Source organism: Thauera butanivorans, from assembly GCF_048398245.1.
In the GTDB taxonomy this organism is placed as follows: domain Bacteria; phylum Pseudomonadota; class Gammaproteobacteria; order Burkholderiales; family Rhodocyclaceae; genus Thauera; species Thauera butanivorans.
The window spans coordinates 1,991,199-2,006,965 of sequence record NZ_CP183038.1 but is presented as its reverse complement, the minus strand read 5'-3'; the positions used below and the strand labels follow the sequence as shown (position 1 = coordinate 2,006,965).

General features: G+C 68.0%; 13 protein-coding genes. 6 read left to right on the top strand and 7 right to left on the bottom strand.

All coding sequences use genetic code 11. From position 1 onward, the window contains the following. Window positions 1-27: 27 nt before the first annotated feature. Window positions 28-2,391 carry a DNA internalization-related competence protein ComEC/Rec2 gene (locus ACNQFN_RS09685; protein ID WP_083953638.1) on the bottom strand — a complete coding sequence of 788 codons (2,364 nt, stop codon included), beginning with the start codon at window positions 2,389-2,391 and terminating at the stop codon, window positions 28-30. Between the two features lie 147 nt (window positions 2,392-2,538). Here ACNQFN_RS09685 and ACNQFN_RS09680 point away from each other — a divergent pair, with 147 nt between their 5' ends. After that, the gene (locus tag ACNQFN_RS09680) at window positions 2,539-3,084 is read left to right on the top strand and encodes a DUF2062 domain-containing protein (RefSeq protein WP_418648676.1); all 546 of its coding nucleotides are present in this window, start codon (window positions 2,539-2,541) and stop codon (window positions 3,082-3,084) included. Between the two features lie 42 nt (window positions 3,085-3,126). Here ACNQFN_RS09680 and ACNQFN_RS09675 read toward each other — a convergent pair whose 3' ends face one another. The 3 genes from ACNQFN_RS09675 to ACNQFN_RS09665 all read right to left on the bottom strand — a co-directional run bounded on the left by ACNQFN_RS09675 (window position 3,127) and on the right by ACNQFN_RS09665 (window position 7,232). After that, window positions 3,127-5,151: a methyl-accepting chemotaxis protein gene (locus tag ACNQFN_RS09675; RefSeq protein WP_418648675.1), complete on the bottom strand. Its 2,025-nt coding sequence runs from the start codon at window positions 5,149-5,151 to the stop codon at window positions 3,127-3,129. A gap of 136 nt (window positions 5,152-5,287) precedes the next feature. Next, window positions 5,288-5,983, bottom strand: coding sequence for a lipoprotein-releasing ABC transporter ATP-binding protein LolD (lolD, locus tag ACNQFN_RS09670; RefSeq protein WP_068637624.1), 696 nt, complete (start codon window positions 5,981-5,983; stop codon window positions 5,288-5,290). Further along, window positions 5,976-7,232 (bottom strand): lipoprotein-releasing ABC transporter permease subunit, encoded by a 1,257-nt coding sequence (locus tag ACNQFN_RS09665; protein WP_068637669.1) that lies wholly within the window; start codon window positions 7,230-7,232, stop codon window positions 5,976-5,978. The genes lolD and ACNQFN_RS09665 overlap by 8 nt, the downstream gene beginning before the upstream one ends. 264 nt (window positions 7,233-7,496) lie before the next feature. Between ACNQFN_RS09665 and ACNQFN_RS09660 the strand changes: the two genes are divergently transcribed. Next, on the top strand, window positions 7,497-8,471 hold the full coding sequence (locus tag ACNQFN_RS09660) for an SGNH/GDSL hydrolase family protein (RefSeq protein WP_088178888.1): 975 nt from the start codon (window positions 7,497-7,499) through the stop codon (window positions 8,469-8,471). Between the two features lie 5 nt (window positions 8,472-8,476). On the opposite strand, the gene ACNQFN_RS09655 is transcribed toward ACNQFN_RS09660, so the two are convergent. Beyond that, window positions 8,477-10,597: a YgiQ family radical SAM protein gene (locus tag ACNQFN_RS09655; protein WP_068637665.1), complete on the bottom strand. Its 2,121-nt coding sequence runs from the start codon at window positions 10,595-10,597 to the stop codon at window positions 8,477-8,479. A 448-nt stretch (window positions 10,598-11,045) separates the two neighbouring features. On the opposite strand from ACNQFN_RS09655, the gene ACNQFN_RS09650 reads away from it, so the two are divergent. Further along, on the top strand, window positions 11,046-11,252 hold the full coding sequence (locus ACNQFN_RS09650; RefSeq protein ID WP_068637622.1) for a cold-shock protein: 207 nt from the start codon (window positions 11,046-11,048) through the stop codon (window positions 11,250-11,252). Between the two features lie 181 nt (window positions 11,253-11,433). Beyond that, window positions 11,434-11,796 carry a hypothetical protein gene (locus ACNQFN_RS09645; RefSeq protein WP_068637620.1) on the top strand — a complete coding sequence of 121 codons (363 nt, stop codon included), beginning with the start codon at window positions 11,434-11,436 and terminating at the stop codon, window positions 11,794-11,796. A gap of 32 nt (window positions 11,797-11,828) precedes the next feature. On the opposite strand, the gene ACNQFN_RS09640 is transcribed toward ACNQFN_RS09645, so the two are convergent. Together ACNQFN_RS09640 and ACNQFN_RS09635 are read right to left on the bottom strand one after the other, a co-directional pair. Next, on the bottom strand, window positions 11,829-12,329 hold the full coding sequence (locus tag ACNQFN_RS09640) for an RES family NAD+ phosphorylase (protein WP_068637615.1): 501 nt from the start codon (window positions 12,327-12,329) through the stop codon (window positions 11,829-11,831). Continuing rightward, window positions 12,329-12,811 (bottom strand): antitoxin Xre/MbcA/ParS toxin-binding domain-containing protein, encoded by a 483-nt coding sequence (locus ACNQFN_RS09635; protein WP_068637613.1) that lies wholly within the window; start codon window positions 12,809-12,811, stop codon window positions 12,329-12,331. Before ACNQFN_RS09635 ends, ACNQFN_RS09640 begins: the two co-directional genes overlap by 1 nt. Window positions 12,812-12,988: 177 nt before the next feature. Here ACNQFN_RS09635 and ACNQFN_RS09630 point away from each other — a divergent pair, with 177 nt between their 5' ends. Together ACNQFN_RS09630 and recJ are read left to right on the top strand one after the other, a co-directional pair. Next, on the top strand, window positions 12,989-14,065 hold the full coding sequence (locus ACNQFN_RS09630; protein ID WP_418648674.1) for a hypothetical protein: 1,077 nt from the start codon (window positions 12,989-12,991) through the stop codon (window positions 14,063-14,065). Then, window positions 14,062-15,762 carry a single-stranded-DNA-specific exonuclease RecJ gene (recJ, locus tag ACNQFN_RS09625; protein WP_068637609.1) on the top strand — a complete coding sequence of 567 codons (1,701 nt, stop codon included), beginning with the start codon at window positions 14,062-14,064 and terminating at the stop codon, window positions 15,760-15,762. Before ACNQFN_RS09630 ends, recJ begins: the two co-directional genes overlap by 4 nt. The last annotated feature ends 5 nt before the right edge of the window (window positions 15,763-15,767 follow it).

Genomic DNA, 15,767 nt, shown 5'->3' with positions numbered 1-15,767 from the left:
GGGGCAGTCTAGCATCGTGCCGCGGGATCATCGGCCGTGCCAGTAGCGCGGCTCGCGCAGACGCTGTGCCCTCAGGCCCACTCCCGCATCGGCGTCGGCCGCGAACACCGCCTCCACCGCCCCCTGGCTGTCGGTGCGCCAGTTGCGCGCGCCGGCAGCCGCCCAGCGCGCCCATACCTGGGGGTGCGGATGGCCGAAAGTGTTGCGATGCCCCACCGAATGGATCACCGCCTGCGGCAGCGTGGCATCCACCAGCGCGGCGGACGAGGACGAGCGGCTGCCGTGATGCCCGCTCACCACCACGTCGGCCGCCAGCGCAGCCTCGCCGTGGCGCGCCAGCATCGCCTGCTCGCCCGCAGATTCGACATCGCCCAGCAACAGCAGCACACCCGCCGGATTGGCCACGCGCAGCACGCAGGAGCGGTCGTTGTCGTGCCGCCCGCCGGCAGGCCGCGGCGCCTCGCCGTCCGGGTGCAGGAAGGCGAACTCCACACCGTCCCAGTTCCAGCGCATCCCCGACACACACGGGGTGACCATTGCCACATCACCGGCAATCGCCGCCGCCTCCCCGGACGACCACCAGCGCTCCACGTCCAGTGCCCCGGCTATGCTGCGCGCGCCGCCGACGTGGTCGCTGTCGTCGTGCGACAGCACCACGCCGTCGAGACTTCTCACGCCGAGGGCCTGCAGATAAGGCAGCACGACCCGGCTGCCGGCATCGGCATGCGCGCCATAAGGCGGACCGGTATCGAACAACAGATCATGGCTCGCGGTCTGCACATGCACCGCCAGCCCCTGCCCCACGTCCAGCACCCGCACGACGAAGCCGCCGGCCTCGGGACGTGGCGGCGGCCATACAAGCAAGGCGGCAAGGACGGCCAGCGCCGCCAGCCTGCCCGGCGTGCCGCGCGGCAGCATCGCCCCGGCCACCGCAAGCATCGCCAGCATCCCGAGCCACATCGGCGGCGCGGGCTGGCGCCAGTAGCCGGGCTCGAACGCGGCCAGCCATTCGACCCAGACCATCAGCAGCACCGTCGCCATGTGGCCCCAGTGCAGCAGGAAATCCAGCGGCAACAGCGCTGCTAGCAGCGCGAGCGGCGTGATGACGAAGTTCACCAGCGGAATCGCCAGCGCATTCGCCACCGGCGACAGCAGCGGCAGCGCCTGGAACAGCAGCACCAGCAAGGGCAGCAGTGCGAGGCTGATGCCGAGCTGGACACGTACCGCGGCACGCCAGCCGATCGCGCCGTGCTGCCGCCCGCCCAGCACGAAGCCGATCGCCGCCACCGCGCCGAAGGACAGCCAGAAACCCGCCGACAGGCAGGCCCAGGGGTCGGTGACCAGTACCGCGAGCAAGGCCAGCACCAGCACCCGCGAAGGCAGGATGGAACGGCCACGGTACACTGCGATGGCGACCACGAACAGCATGATCAGCGCACGCTGCACCGGAATGCCCATTCCCGCCAGCAAGGCATAGCCGGTGCCGGCCAGCACCGCCGCCAGCGCCTGCACCCTGCGCACCGGGCAGCGCAGCACCAACCACGGTAGTCTGCGCCACACGCCGCCAAGCGCCGCACCCATGACGGTGGCAACCAACGTTATGTGCATTCCGGATATTGCGACGAGATGACTGAGGCCCGTGCGGCGGAAGCTTTCCCATTGCTCGGATGGGATGCCGCGCTGGTCGCCGATCACCAGCGCCACCAGGATGCCGCCATGGGGCGCATCGCCGAGTACGGCGGTGAATCGCTCGCGCACGGCATCGCGCAGCCGGTGCACCGCGTCCATCGCCCTGATATCTACTGCCTCCAGGCGCCGGGCACCACTGCGCACGTAACCGGTCGCACGCAGTTCGCGCTCCAGCAGCCAGGCTTCGTAGTCGAAACCACCGGGATTGTGAAAGCCGTGGGGACGCTTGAGCCGCACGGTGAAGCGCCAGCGTTCTCCCGGCTTCACCGCCGGCGGCGCCTCGGTGCTGCCGCGCGGCCTGTACCACGACAGCAGCAGCTTGCCGGGCACGCCTTCGACCGCCGCATCCGGCTCGAAGCGGAAGCGTACGCCTTCATCCAGTGCTTGCGGCAGATCGGCGACATATCCCGTCAGTTCGATATCGACGCCTTCGAGATCGCCGCGCAATTCGTCCGCCAGCCGCCAGTCCGCACGCAGCGCCGCCCAGCCGAAACCCAGCACGAAGGCGAGCCCGATCGCTGCAGAACCACGCACAAAGCCCCACACGGCACGTGCTCGGCCCACTTCTCCGGCCTTGCTGCCAATGAAATGCCTGCCGATTACCCACAACGACGCGAAGACTGCCGCAGCCAGGCCGATCATCGCGATATCGGGCAACTGCGCTTGCCCCTGCAGCAGCACGACACCTCCAGCGAAGGACATGGCAAGCACTCTCATGGCTTCAGATATTGCCATCGCCATCATGACGATGGCAATCACAGCCAACTCTTCGTATCTGCTTACCGAATCGCACCCGGCGTGCCGCGCGGCATCCGCGCTCCGCTGCTACACTTTCGCGCCTCGAACACCATGCGCAAACGACTCAAGAACTTCCTGCCGGACCACGAAAGCATTCGCCAGAACCGCTGGCTGAGGCCGTTCTCGTCCACGCTGCTGCATCCGCGGCTGTGGCACCTCAACCGCCACTCCGCGGCCGGCGCCGTGGCAGTGGGCCTTTTCTGCGGTTTGATTCCCGGCCCGCTGCAGATGCTCGGCGCCTCCATCATGTGCGTGGCCTTCCGGGTCAATCTGCCGCTGGCGCTGCTGACCACGCTCTACACCAATCCGCTGACGATCGTGCCGCTGTACGTGCTCGCCTACGGTTTCGGCAGCCTGGTGATGGGCCTGAACGGCACGGACTTCGTTGCCCCGCCCGAACTCGAGGGCATGCGCTTCTCGGCCTGGATTCCCGCCCTGATCGACTGGATGGCGGGACTCGGCAAGCCGCTGGCGCTCGGCCTGGTGCTGCTCGCCGCCACGCTGTCGATCAGCGGCTATCTGGCGGTCCGCTGGGGCTGGCGGATCTGGCTGATCCGCCAGTGGCGCAGGCGCAAGGATAGGAGCCGCAAGCGCTGAAGGACACGGCGGGAGCCGCCTGCCGTGTCCTTCAGCCTGTATTCAGACCTGGAAGCGCCCCACCTGCTGGCGCAGGGTCGCGGCCAGGTTCTCCAGCACCTCGGCGGTGGACGTGGTCTGGTGCGCAGCAACGCTGTTGTCGCCCGCCATCGCCGCGATGCGCTCGACGTTCTGCGCGATCTCGTTGCTCGCCAGGCTCTGTTCGTTGAGCGCCACCGTGATCTCGCGCACCGCCTCCAGCACCTGCTGCGCACCGCCGTGGATCTGCGCGATCGATTCGCCCGCCTGGTTGCTCAGCGCCACGCCGTCGCGCACGCGCTGCACGCCCTGCTGCATGGTCTCGACCGCGCGCTCGGTGCCCTGCTGGATGGCCTGCACCATACTGGCGATTTCCTGCGTCGCGAGCGACGTGCGTTCGGCGAGCTTGCGCACCTCGTCGGCCACCACGGCGAAGCCGCGCCCGGTTTCGCCGGCCCGCGCCGCTTCGATCGCCGCGTTGAGCGCCAGCAGGTTGGTCTGGTCGGCGATGTCGCGGATCGAATCGACGATCGTGGTGATCTGACGGGACTTCTCGCCCAGTTCGCCGATCGCTTCGCCCGAACGGTCGACCGCATCGGCGATGCGCTCCATTTCCTCGACCGAGCGGCGCATCACCGCACCGCCCTCTTCGGACAGGCGTCCCGAGGTCTCGGCCATTTCCTGCGCAGTCGCCGCGTGGCGGGAGATCTCCTGCACGCTGACGGTCATTTCCTCGACCGCCACGGCCACGCCGGAGGCCGATTCGCTCTGGGTTTCCGAGCCGTCGGAGACGCGCCGGGCCGATCCGGAGAGTTCGCTGGCCGAGGAACCGAGCTGGGAAGCGCCCTGCTGGATCTCGCGGATCAGCACGGCGACTTCGTCCGCCATCTTGTTGAACTGCTGGGCGACTTCGGCCAGTTCGTCGCGCGCCGAAAACTCGACGCGATCGCGGTAATCGCCGGCGGCGAAGCGCTGGGCGCCGGTCGACAGTTCGCGCACCGAGCGCAGGATGGCGAGATAGACGCCGATGAAGAGATAACCCGCAACCAGCATCGCCACCACCGACAGCACGATCTGCAGCTGCAGCTGCCCCGACAGACGGTCGAGCCGTTCGTGCAGCAGCTTGCCGGCCTGGGGACGCAGTACTTCGTTGAAGTTGCGCACTGCGACGTCGATCGCATCGGTGACGAGAGCGAAATAGGCGGGGGCGGAAATCGTGAATTGTTGATCGACGATGTCGCGCATCACCGCCGTGCGCACGCCGCTCACTGCGGCAGAGATCTCGCCGCGCATGCGCTCGAGCCCGCTCGCAAGCGTGGCATTCGCCCTGCCGGCGCGGCCCAGGCGGTCGAGCAGATCGGCCTCGGCGCGGCCGATCTCCGCCAGCAGCGCGATCACGCCAAGTTCGTCGCTGCGCAGCAGTTCGTGGCGGGCGACGATGTTGGTACCGCGGGCACGAAGCTGGCCCAGACGCTCGCTCAGTTCGGGCAGCGAAGTCAGCAGCGGCGTGATCAGGTTCGCACTCGCGGCATCGGGGTCGAGCGCCAGGCCGGACGCATCACCAACGTCGCCGAGCCAGTGCAGCAGCCGGGCGATCGCCTCGGTGTGGGCACGGAAACTTTCCGGCCCGCCGAGTTGGGTCGCCGACCGTGCCAGGCGGTCCAGTTCGCTGCGGATCGGCGCCCAGGGCGCCTGCAGCGGCTGCCACAGCGGGTCGGCCCCGATCGCGGCATCGAGCTTGCCCAGCGCGGCCTGCAGTTCTGCTGCCTTCGCCTCCCGCCGAGGCACCATTTCGGCGCTGCCGCCCAGCACGCCCGCGCTCAGCCCCCGATGCTGCTGGGTCAGCAGGACCACGTCGAAGCCGGCGTCGAACAGGGTGAGGCCGGCGATCTCGCGTTCGGCCACGTCCATGTTCTGGCGTAGGCTGACATAGACTTGGGCCAGCAAGGCCAGCGCGGCAACGAAACAGACGAACATGATCAGCATGAACTTGAAGGGGTAGCTCATGCGGTCGAGCAGACGGATGGCCGGGACGAAGAGGGCTTTCATTTTTGTTCGACCCGCGCTGGCGCAGGCTCCATTGATTGAGTCCCCATACTATCGTCCCCAATCTGGGCAACTTTATGACCCTGATCAATCCGCTGCGCTCTCCCCTGCCAATGGGCCCATCAGTGTGACGCAAGTCTCAGTTCAGCCGGCCGTCGTCGAGCCGCAGGCTGCGCTGCGCACGGGCGGCCAGGGTTTCGTCATGGGTCACGATGACGAAGCTGGTCGCCAGGCGCTCGTTGAGCGACAGCATCAGCTCGAACACCGCTTCGGCGGTGCGCCGGTCGAGGTTTCCGGTAGGCTCGTCGGCCAGCACGCAGGCGGGCTGCGACACCAGCGCGCGCGCGATCGCGGCACGCTGGCGCTCTCCGCCGGAGAGTTCGCCCGGTGCATGGTCGAGCCGGTGCCCGAGGCCGACTTCGCGCAGCATGGCCGCCGCCTGTGCGTCCGCCTCGGCCTTGCCGACGCGGCGGATGTAGAGCGGCATGGCGACGTTCTCCAGCGCGGAGAATTCCGGCAGCAGGTGATGGAACTGATAGACGAAGCCCAGCGCCACATTGCGCAGCCGGCCGCGCTCGCGCTCGGACAGGGTGGAGAAGTCACGTCCCATCAGCCGCACCGAGCCGGCACTCGGCACGTCCAGCCCGCCCAGCAGATGCAGCAGCGTGCTCTTGCCCGAACCGGAAGCGCCGACGATCGCCACCCGCTCACCGCGCCCGATCGACAGGCTCACGCCGTCGAGCACCGCCACCGCATCCGCGCCCTCGCGGAATTGCTTGGCCAGGCCGTCGCAGGCCAGTACCGGCTCGCCCGGCTTGATCACCGTGTCACTCATAGCGCAGCGCCTCCGCCGGATTCACCCGCGACGCCCGCCAGCTCGGATACAGCGCTGCCAGCAGGGTCAGCACGAAGGATACCGAGACGATGCTGATCACGTCCGCCGGCAGCACTTTCGAGGGCAGTTCCTTGATGTAGTAGATTTCCTTGTTCCACAGCGTCGCGCCGGTCAGCGTCTCCAGCGCCGGAATGACGACGTCGAGGTTGCCGGCGATCGCCAGCCCGCCTGCCACGCCGGCCAGCAGGCCGACCAGGCCGATGATCGAGCCCTGCAGCACGAAGATGCCCATGATCGAGGCCGGGCTGGCGCCCAGCGTGCGCAGGATGGCGATGTCGGCATATTTTTCCTGGACCGCCATCACCAGCGTCGACACGATGTTGAAGGCCGCCACCGCGACGATCAGGAACAGGATCAGCGTCATCATCGTCTTCTCCAGCGCCACGGCGCGGAAGAAGTTCGCGTGGCTGCGCGTCCAGTCGTGGATCATCAGGCCGGGCACGGAAATCTGCATCGCCAGCTCGCGGGCAACGCGCGGCGCGGCGAACAGATCGTCCAGCTTCAGCCGCACGCCGCTCACCGCATCGCCCAGCCGGTACAGCGCCTGGGCGTCGGCCACATGCACCAGCGCCAGGCCGGAGTCGTATTCGTACATGCCGGCCTCGAACACACCGACCAGTTCGAACTGCTTCACCCGCGGCAGCACCGCTGCAGGCGTCACCAGGCCTTGCGGCGCGATCAGGGTGATCTTGTCGCCGAGCTGCACGCGCAGCGCCTGGGCCAGGTCGCGGCCGAGCACGATGCCGAAGCGGCCGGGCTGCAGCGCATCGAAGCTGCCCGCCTTCATGTACTGGCCGAAATCCGCGACCTTGTCCTCCTCGCTCGGGACGACGCCGCGCACGACGGTGCCGCGCACGCCTTCGTCGAAGGACAGCATGCCCTGCTCCTGCACGTAGGGCGCGGCAGCCTTCACCGCGGGATGGCGCATGGCCTCGTCGGCCACCCGCTGCCAGTCGCGCAGGCCGCCGTCGAAGCTCTGCACCTGGACGTGCGAAGCCACGCCGAGGATGCGCGAGCGCAATTCTTCCTGAAAGCCGTTCATCACCGACAACACCACGATCAGCGCCGCGACGCCAAGCGCGATGCCGAACATCGACACCAGCGAAATGAAGGAAATGAAGCGGTTGCGCCCCTGTGCCCGCTTGCGCGAGCGCGTGTAGCGCAGGCCGACGAGAAATTCGTAGAGCATCGGAAAAGGTTCGGCAGGTCTGTCCAGCAAGCCCGGCATTGTGCCCGCGCAGAGGCGATCGTGACCAGCCCGATCGATGTCCGACTGTAAGCAGGCCGGGCAAATGCCTCGCCGCCGTTCCGACACGGGCGCGGGAAAATCACGATGGCGTAACGCAGCGCATGCTTCTACGCTGAACCTGTCCTGCCCGCGCCCCTGCCGCAGATCCGGCCGAGGCGCGGCGCCGACCATCGAATCCCGATCACCACGCCGAGGAAAACGACCATGATCCGCATCCTGCTGCTCGCCGCAACGCTGCTGTTCGCACCTCTGAGCCACGCCGCCTACACCTCGATGTACGTGTTCGGCGACAGCCTGTCCGACAACGGCAACGCCTACGCTCTCAGCGGCGGCATCTGGCCTGTCTCTCCGCCCTATGCGGAGCAGTTCTCCGACGGCCCCACCGCCGCCGAATACCTCGCCGGCCGCCTCGGCATCGACCTGCGGCCGTCGACAGCAGGCGGCACCAACTTCGCCGTCGGCGGCGCGACCAGCGGAACGCAGAACTACAACTACGAGATTTCGTCCCCCGCAGCGCTGCCACCGGCACTCGGGCAAAGCGGCGCCCTGGCCCAGGTCGCAGGTTTCGTCGGCAGCGCACCGGCCTTCGATCCGGCAAGCTCGCTGTTCATGCTGTGGGCCGCGCCCAACGACTTCTTCCTCGCCCTCAGCCAGGGCACCGACCTTCTTGCCGCGGCCGGCACCGCCGTCTCGAATCTGATCACCTCGGTCGGGCTGCTGGCCAGCGCCGGAGCGACGGACATCCTCGTGCCGAACATGCCCAATCTGTCACGGACCCCGTTCGGACTCAGCCTGGAGCCGCAGCAGCAGGCTGCGCTCGATGCTCTCTCGCGCGGCTTCAACGATGCCCTCGCCGACGCGCTCGATCTCGCCCGCAGCGGCTTCGTCCCGGGCATCCCCGGCGGACTGCGCCTGATGTTCTTCGATACCGCCGCTTTCCTCGACGAAGTGATCTCCGACGCCGCCCGCTTCGGCTTCACCGACGTCGTCACGCCCTGCGTGACCTCGCCCGCCGGCTGCGAAGGCGCCTTGTTCTTCGACGGCGTCCACCCCACCACTGCCGGCCATCGCCTGCTCGCGGACCGTTTCCTCGCCGCCATCGCCGTACCCGAACCGCCGACGGGCACGCTGCTGCTGGCTGCGCTTGCCGGCGTACTGCTGATGCGCCGCCGTCCGTAGCCGGATCAGCGGCCCGACCGCGGCGCGCGCTTCGCCGCCGGTTTGCCGTTCTTGCGCCCGAATGGTGCGCAGGGCGCCCGGCCATCGCCCGGCGGGCGCCGCGAGGATGCGGCCGGCGGCCGCCCACCTTTCGCCACCGGCTGTACCGGCTGCTGGCGCGGTACCAGGCAGTTCGGCCCGTTGCCGATCAGGTCGGCGCGCCCCATCCGCATCAGGCCCTCGCGCAGGATCGGCCAGTTCTCGGGGTCGTGCCAGCGCAGGAAGGCCTTGTGCAGCTTGCGGATCTTGCCCGCGCGCGCGGTCTCGACCGCTTCCGAGTCGGCCGACACTTTCTTCAAGGGGTTCTTGCGCGAGTGGTACATCGTCGTCGCCAGCGCCATCGGCGTGGGCAGGAAGGTCTGTACCTGGTCGAGGCGGAAATCGTGCTTCTTCAGCCACAGCGCCAGGTTCAGCATGTCCTCGTCGGTGGTGCCGGGGTGGGCGGCGATGAAGTATGGCACCAGATGCTGCTTCTTGCCCGCCTGCGCCGAGAACTTCTCGAACATGCGGCGGAACTCCTCGTAGGCGCCGATGCCCGGCTTCATCATCTTGGAGAGCGTGTTCTCCTCGGTGTGCTCGGGGGCGATCTTGAGCAGGCCGCTGACGTGGTGCGTGACCAGTTCCTTGACGTATTCGGGCGAGCGCACGGCGAGGTCGTAGCGCAGCCCGGAGCCGATCGTGATGCGCTTGACGCCGGGCAGCGCCCTCGCCTTGCGGTAGAGTTCGACCAGCGAGGAGTGATCGGTGTTCAGATTCTCGCAGATGCCCGGATACACGCAGGACAGCCGGCGGCAGTTTTCCTCGATCGCCTTGCTCTTGCAGGCCATGCGGTACATGTTGGCGGTGGGGCCGCCGAGATCGGTGATGTGGCCCTTGAAGTCGGGCGACTTGTCGCGGATGTCCTCGATCTCGCGCAGGATCGACTCGTGCGAGCGGCTCTGGATGATGCGGCCCTCGTGCTCGGTGATCGAGCAGAAGGTACAACCGCCGAAACAGCCGCGCATGATGTTGATCGAGAACTTGATCATGTCCCAGGCCGGGATGCGCGCACCGCCGTAGGCCGGGTGCGGGGCGCGGGCATAGGGCCGGCCATAGACGAAATCCATCTCGGGCGTGCTCAGCGGCTGCGGCGGCGGGTTGATCCAGACGTCGCGCGCACCCGGGCCTTCGCCGTGGCGCTGCACCATCGCGCGGGCATTGCCGGGATTCGATTCCAGATGGAACACCCGCGAAGCGTGGGCGTACATCACCGCGTCGTCCTTGACCTGCTCGAAGGACGGCAGGCGGATCACGGTATGGGCGCGGTCGACGCGGCGGGCGGCGACACGTTCGGCCGCCGGCACGATGCGCACCGGCTGCGCGCCGTCGGCGGTGGGCTTGGGTGCAGCGGCAGCCGGCTCCATCGCGTAGGGGTCGGGATGGGCGTCGATGCGGCCCGGCCGGTCGAGCGCCAGCGAATCGGTCTCGTGCCAGGCCGCCGACGGCAGCCAGCCCGGCTTGACCATGAAGGCGGTGCCGCGCAGATCGCGGATCGCCTCGATCGGCTCGCCAACGGCCAACCGTTTGGTCAGCGCCACCAGCGCGCGCTCAGCGTTGCCGAACAGCAGCATGTCGGCCTTGGAGTCGGGCAGCACCGAGCGCCGCACCTTGTCCGACCAGTAGTCGTAATGCGCGATGCGGCGCAAGCTGGCCTCGATGCTGCCGATGACGATGTTGGCATCCGGAAAGGCTTCGCGGGCGCGCTGCGCATACACCGTGACTGCGCGGTCGGGGCGCCTGCCGGCCTCGGCATCGGGCGTATAGGCATCCTCGGAGCGGATCTTGCGGTCGGAGGTGTAGCGGTTGACCAGCGAATCCATGTTGCCGGCGGTGATGCCGAAATACAGCCTGGGTTTGCCCAGCGCTCGGAAAGGCTCGGCCGACTGCCAGTCCGGCTGGCTGATGATGCCGACACGAAAGCCGTGCGCTTCGAGCAGGCGGCCGACCAGCGCCATGCCGAAGCTGGGATGGTCGATGTAGGCGTCGCCGGTGACGAGGATGACGTCGCACGCATCCCAGCCGAGCTCGTCCATCTCCTTGCGCGACATCGGCAGGAAAGACGCAGCGCGATGGCCGGGGAGCGCGTCCGCGGCAATGCTGGAAGCCGCTGATTCGGCTCCGGAAAACATGTTCGATTTCATGGCCGCCATTGTACGGTGCCGCGCGCCGGCGGGTGTTCGCGGCGGCAATCCATGATCGCTCGCACACCACGCCTGCGCCCGGCTGAAGCAAAGCCGGCGTTTGCTTGCCGGACATGCAGAGGTGCGGCGCCGGGGAAGGCCTCGCGGGCTCGCTGCGCCGCCGCGCGCAAAGAAATGAGTATCTTTGGTTGAATGTTTCATTCATACTGCGCCGCAGCGATGTTCAAGTCGTGTAGTCTGTGTTTGTTGGTCTAGCATCCGATTCCTCGGTTTTATTCCCCCAAGTCATACCTCGCCTTCTTGAAACTCGCCCCAGTCAGAGGGGGGTTTTCCTCATTTTCAGGAGATTCAGGACATGGCAACAGGTACCGTCAAGTGGTTCAACGATTCCAAGGGTTTTGGCTTCATCACGCCGGAAGCGGGTGGTGATGACCTTTTCGCCCACTTCTCCGCCATCCAGGGCCAGGGTTTCAAGACCCTCGCGGAAGGCCAGCGCGTCAGCTTCGACGTGACCACCGGCCCCAAGGGTCTGCAAGCGTCGAACATTCGCGCCGCTGACTGAAACTGTGTTGCGGCCCTGCGCTTGTGGCGCAGGCCGTCTCTACAGATCGACGAAAGGCCCGACAAAAGAGTCGGGCCTTTTGTTTTCAGGCTTCTGGAAGATGGCCCCCATTGCGGCCATCTCCTGCGCCATCCGCAGGTGCAAGGCCGCCCGACAATCCCTATCGAACAAGGAAGATCCAATGCCCGGACTCATACAACGAACCGAACTCAAGACCTTCTATTACACGCCGGTCCATTGCCCGTTCTGCGGTGTTCGCGTCATGGGCGCCGACCCCGAGGACGAGACCCGGATCACTGCCTGCCCGCACACGCTGTTCATCGCCCACGATACGGCTTTCGAATATCGCTCGGAGCGTCTCGACGAGAACCTCCGCCTCAACGGCCTCTCGGAACGGGAGATCAAGGCGAAGTGGAACGAGGACGCGGGTGGCATCGACGGCTTCACCGACAAGATCAGCCTGGCCGATGCGATCAAGGTCGCCGCCTACGCACCGGCTCCGTCTGCGTACGGGTCGTACTATGGCTTTGCGCCGGTCGAATAAGGCGCATCGACAACCCAGCGAGCCTACCCCATTCACCACAGGCGCGGATCGGGCCGATGTTCGATGCGCCGGGTCCGCACTTTTTTCGCATCCGGATGTGCGGGGTTCAACAGGTAATTCCAGCCCACCGGCACCACGACCGACGGCACCCGCATCAGCAGCATGGCGCCCGCCTTCACCCATTCATCGCCCAGTGCCTGGCTTTCGGCGCAGCCCACCGACCAGTCCACATTGGCCTCGTCCCAGCCTTCCGGCGGCTCGACGGCATGCGCCGCGGCCAGCGAGGCGGCGGGCAGCCTCGCCTCCACCGCGATCATGCCGCGCGGCGGCTGGCGAGGCGTATGGACGCGCTTTTCGAGTTGCGCCAGCGCCAGGCTGTCGGCCAGATAGATCACCGGCGTGCCGACGCTGTTCCAGCGTCCGCCCACCGTCGCCGCGCCAGTGCCGGCGCAGCCGAAGTCCTCTGCCGCGCACAGCACCATGCCGGTGTCGAAATCGATCCAGTCCTGTGCCAGCCGCCACAGGATGGCCATCAGGCCGCGGTCCCGGCCATGATGCGGCGCAGGGCGTTGATGACCGCCTGGTGGCCGGGCGTGGTGGCGAGCAGTTCGATCGGCACCGCGCCACCGAGAACCGGCACCGGCGCCGCAAGCCATTCCCGGGCGGCCTCTTCATCGCCGAACACCCGCGCAGCCGCGCGCTCGACGTCTATCAGCCGCGCAACCCGGTCGGAATCGTCCTGCGACAGCGGCTTGCCCTCGCGCACGCGGCGGTCGTAGGTCGCAGGTGCCACGCCGAGCAGTTGCGCAAGACTGCGCCCGCTGCGGCCGAAGCGGTTGGCGAAGCTGTCCAGCGAACCGACCTCGAAGCCTTCGCGCACCATGTGGTCGCGTTCGAGCGCGGACCTGGCATGCAGATAGTGCTCGATGCTGGCGCCCGCAGCCGAATGCCCGCGAGCAAACGCATAGGCTGCGCCGGGCTCGTGTGCGGCGTGTCCTGCCTTCGATTTGCTCATGACGCTTCCTTGAATCGTTTGATTGCCTTTCGTGAATCAAGTGAACACCGTCACCCCTGGATTGTCAAGCGATATCCGCTGCCGGACAGCCATGCCACCCTGCCCTCCAGGACCCGGGCCGACGTATGCCGGCAGCCGCATGCTAGACTCGCGCCGCTTTCCATCCGCGCGCTTCCGATGCAGATCCATCTCCTGATTCCCGGCCTGCTGTGGCCCGCCGCCACGCTGCTCGGCCCGGCTTCCGGGCTTGCACTGGACGGCCTGGCCGCGCTGCTCGGCCGCGGGCGGCGACTTGTCCGTGAATTCGAACCCTACGACCGCCAGCTCGCCCGCCTGTTCGGCCTGGAAGGCGGCGGACTGCCGCTCGGCATGCTGCGCCGCCTGGGCGAAACGGATGCCGCGGCGCCGCCACCCGGCAGCCACTGGCTGTGCGCCGATCCGGTCAATCTCTCCTTCGCCCGCGAGCACCTGCTGCTGTACGCCTTTGCCGATGGCGAGCTCGCGATGGACGAGGCCAATACCCTCGTCACCGCCCTCAACGATGTATTCGCAGATCTGGGCCGCTTCGAAGTCTGCACCCCGACGCGCTGGTACCTGCGGCTCGACAAGCCCACCCGCGCCACGCTCTATCCGCTGGACGACGTCATCGGCCGGCCGGTCAAGCATTTCCTGCCCGAAGGCGAGGACGCCCGGCTGTGGCAGCGCACCATGAACGAGGCCCAGATCGTGCTGCACAACCATGCCGCCAGCCGCGCGCGCGAAGACGCGGGTTTGCGTGCGGTCAACAGCCTGTGGCTGTGGGGCGCGGGCGAAGTCGAAACCGCCCCGCTTGCCCCCGCCAAGGCCGTGCAGGCCACCGATCCGCTCAGCCTCGGTTTCGCCCGCGCCGCCGGCGTACCGGCAAGCGCGCCCGACCCCGCCAGTGCCCTGCGCCAGGACACCCTGGTCGTGCTCGATGCACTTCGCAAGCCCGCCCAGCAGCTCGACCTCGACGCCTGGCGCGACGGCTTGCAGGCCATCGAGCGCAACTGGTTCGCGCCGCTGGCCGCTGCCGTGCAGAATGGGCAGTTGAAAACCTTGCGCCTCAGCGCGCCGAGCGACCGTGGCACGCTGGAAGTCGAAGTGCGCAGCACCGACCGCTGGAAGTTCTGGCGCAAACCCCATGCCTTCGACGTCCTGCTGAAGTCCATCGCGCCGGCGCCCACTGAGCTGCCCACGGCGCCGCCGCCCACGCATCCCGACACCGACCGATGACCCGCATCCAGTCCCGCCCCGTTTCGCCGCAAGCCCTCGGCCGCCTCGCCGATGCCGGCCTGCACCCCCTGCTCGCCCGCCTTTACGCCGCCCGCGGCATCAGCCGCGCCGACGAGCTCGACACCAGCCTCAAGCACCTGCTGCCGCCCGAAGCCCTCACCGGCACCCGCGAAGCCGCACAACTGCTGGCCGATGCCATCGAGGCCGGCGCGCGCATGGTCATCGTCGCCGACTACGACTGCGACGGCGCCACCGCCTGTGCCGTCGGCATGCGCGCGCTGCGCGCCTTCGGCGCCGACGTGCATTACCTGGTGCCGGACCGCGTCACCCTCGGCTACGGCCTCACCCCGGCAATGGTCGAGATCGCCGCCCGGCTCGAACCGGACGTGCTGATCACCGTCGACAACGGCATCGCCAGCGTCGAAGGCATCGCCGCCGCGCGAGCGCACGGCATGGCGACGCTCGTCACCGACCACCACCTGCCCGGCGACGAGTTGCCCGACGCCGACGTCATCGTCAATCCCAACCAGCCCGGCTGCGACTTCCCCAGCAAGGCGCTGGCCGGTGTCGGCGTCATGTTCTACACCATGCTCGCGCTGCGCGCCGAACTGCGCGAGCGCGGCGCCTTCGCCGGCGGCAAGGAACCCAACCTCGCCGACCTGCTCGACCTCGTCGCCCTCGGCACCGTCGCCGACGTGGTCAAACTCGACCGCAACAACCGCATCCTGGTCGCCCAAGGCCTCGCCCGCATGCGTGCCGGCCGCCTGCAGCCCGGCATCCGCGCGCTGTTCTCGCTCGCTGGCCGCGAGCCGGCGCGCGCCAGCACCACCGACCTCGGCTTCATGATCGGCCCGCGCCTGAACGCCGCCGGCCGGCTGTCGGACATGAGCCTGGGCATCGAATGCCTGATCACCGACGACGCCGGCCGCGCCATGCACATCGCCCAGGAGCTCGATCGGCTCAACCGCGAGCGCCGCAGCATCGAGGCCGGGATGCAGGAAGAAGCGCTCGCCCGCCTCGCCGTCAACGGCGAGATCAGCGCCGGCAGCCGCGCCACCATCGCGCTGTTCGAGCCCGACTGGCACCAGGGCGTGATCGGCCTCGTCGCCAGCCGCATCAAGGAAAGACTGCACCGCCCGACCATCGCCTTCGCCCGCAGCAGCGACGGCGAGCTGAAAGGCTCCGGCCGCTCGATCCCCGGCCTGCATCTGCGCGACGCGCTCGACCTCGTCACCAAGCGCCACCCCGACCTGATCGCACGCTTCGGCGGCCACGCCATGGCCGCCGGCCTGAGCATCCGCGAAGCCGACCTGCGCCGCTTCGACGAAGCCTTCGAGGAAGTCGTCGGCGAACTACTGGACCCCGCCCAGCTCGAACACCGCATCGACACCGACGGCAGCCTGGAGCCCGGCTATTTCGCCCTCGACGCGGTGCGCATGCTGGACAACGAAATCTGGGGCCAGGGCTTTCCGCCGCCGGTCTTCGACGACGTCTTCCGCGTCGAGCGCCAGCGCGTGCTCAAGGACAAGCATCTCAAGCTCGAACTGTCGCGCGGCAGCACCCGCTTCGAGGCCATCCGCTTCAACCACGCCGACGGTGCCGCCGGCCAGATCCATGCCGCCTACCGGCTGGGCATCAACGAATACAACGGGGTGTCGAGCGTGCAGTTGATGCTGGAGCACTTCGAGGCGGCCTGAGGGCA

Bases quoted from the DNA above. Each gene is read 5' to 3' on its own strand.
- ACNQFN_RS09685 (WP_083953638.1), bottom strand. From the start codon at position 2,391: ATGTCCTTCGCTGGAGGTGTCGTGCTGCTGCAGGGGCAAGCGCAGTTG.
- ACNQFN_RS09680 (WP_418648676.1), top strand. From the start codon at position 2,539: ATGCGCAAACGACTCAAGAACTTCCTGCCGGACCACGAAAGCATTCGC.
- ACNQFN_RS09675 (WP_418648675.1), bottom strand. From the start codon at position 5,151: ATGAAAGCCCTCTTCGTCCCGGCCATCCGTCTGCTCGACCGCATGAGC.
- lolD (WP_068637624.1), bottom strand. From the start codon at position 5,983: ATGAGTGACACGGTGATCAAGCCGGGCGAGCCGGTACTGGCCTGCGAC.
- ACNQFN_RS09665 (WP_068637669.1), bottom strand. From the start codon at position 7,232: ATGCTCTACGAATTTCTCGTCGGCCTGCGCTACACGCGCTCGCGCAAG.
- ACNQFN_RS09660 (WP_088178888.1), top strand. From the start codon at position 7,497: ATGATCCGCATCCTGCTGCTCGCCGCAACGCTGCTGTTCGCACCTCTG.
- ACNQFN_RS09655 (WP_068637665.1), bottom strand. From the start codon at position 10,597: ATGTCGCGCAAGGAGATGGACGAGCTCGGCTGGGATGCGTGCGACGTC.
- ACNQFN_RS09650 (WP_068637622.1), top strand. From the start codon at position 11,046: ATGGCAACAGGTACCGTCAAGTGGTTCAACGATTCCAAGGGTTTTGGC.
- ACNQFN_RS09645 (WP_068637620.1), top strand. From the start codon at position 11,434: ATGCCCGGACTCATACAACGAACCGAACTCAAGACCTTCTATTACACG.
- ACNQFN_RS09640 (WP_068637615.1), bottom strand. From the start codon at position 12,329: ATGGCCATCCTGTGGCGGCTGGCACAGGACTGGATCGATTTCGACACC.
- ACNQFN_RS09635 (WP_068637613.1), bottom strand. From the start codon at position 12,811: ATGAGCAAATCGAAGGCAGGACACGCCGCACACGAGCCCGGCGCAGCC.
- ACNQFN_RS09630 (WP_418648674.1), top strand. From the start codon at position 12,989: ATGCAGATCCATCTCCTGATTCCCGGCCTGCTGTGGCCCGCCGCCACG.
- recJ (WP_068637609.1), top strand. From the start codon at position 14,062: ATGACCCGCATCCAGTCCCGCCCCGTTTCGCCGCAAGCCCTCGGCCGC.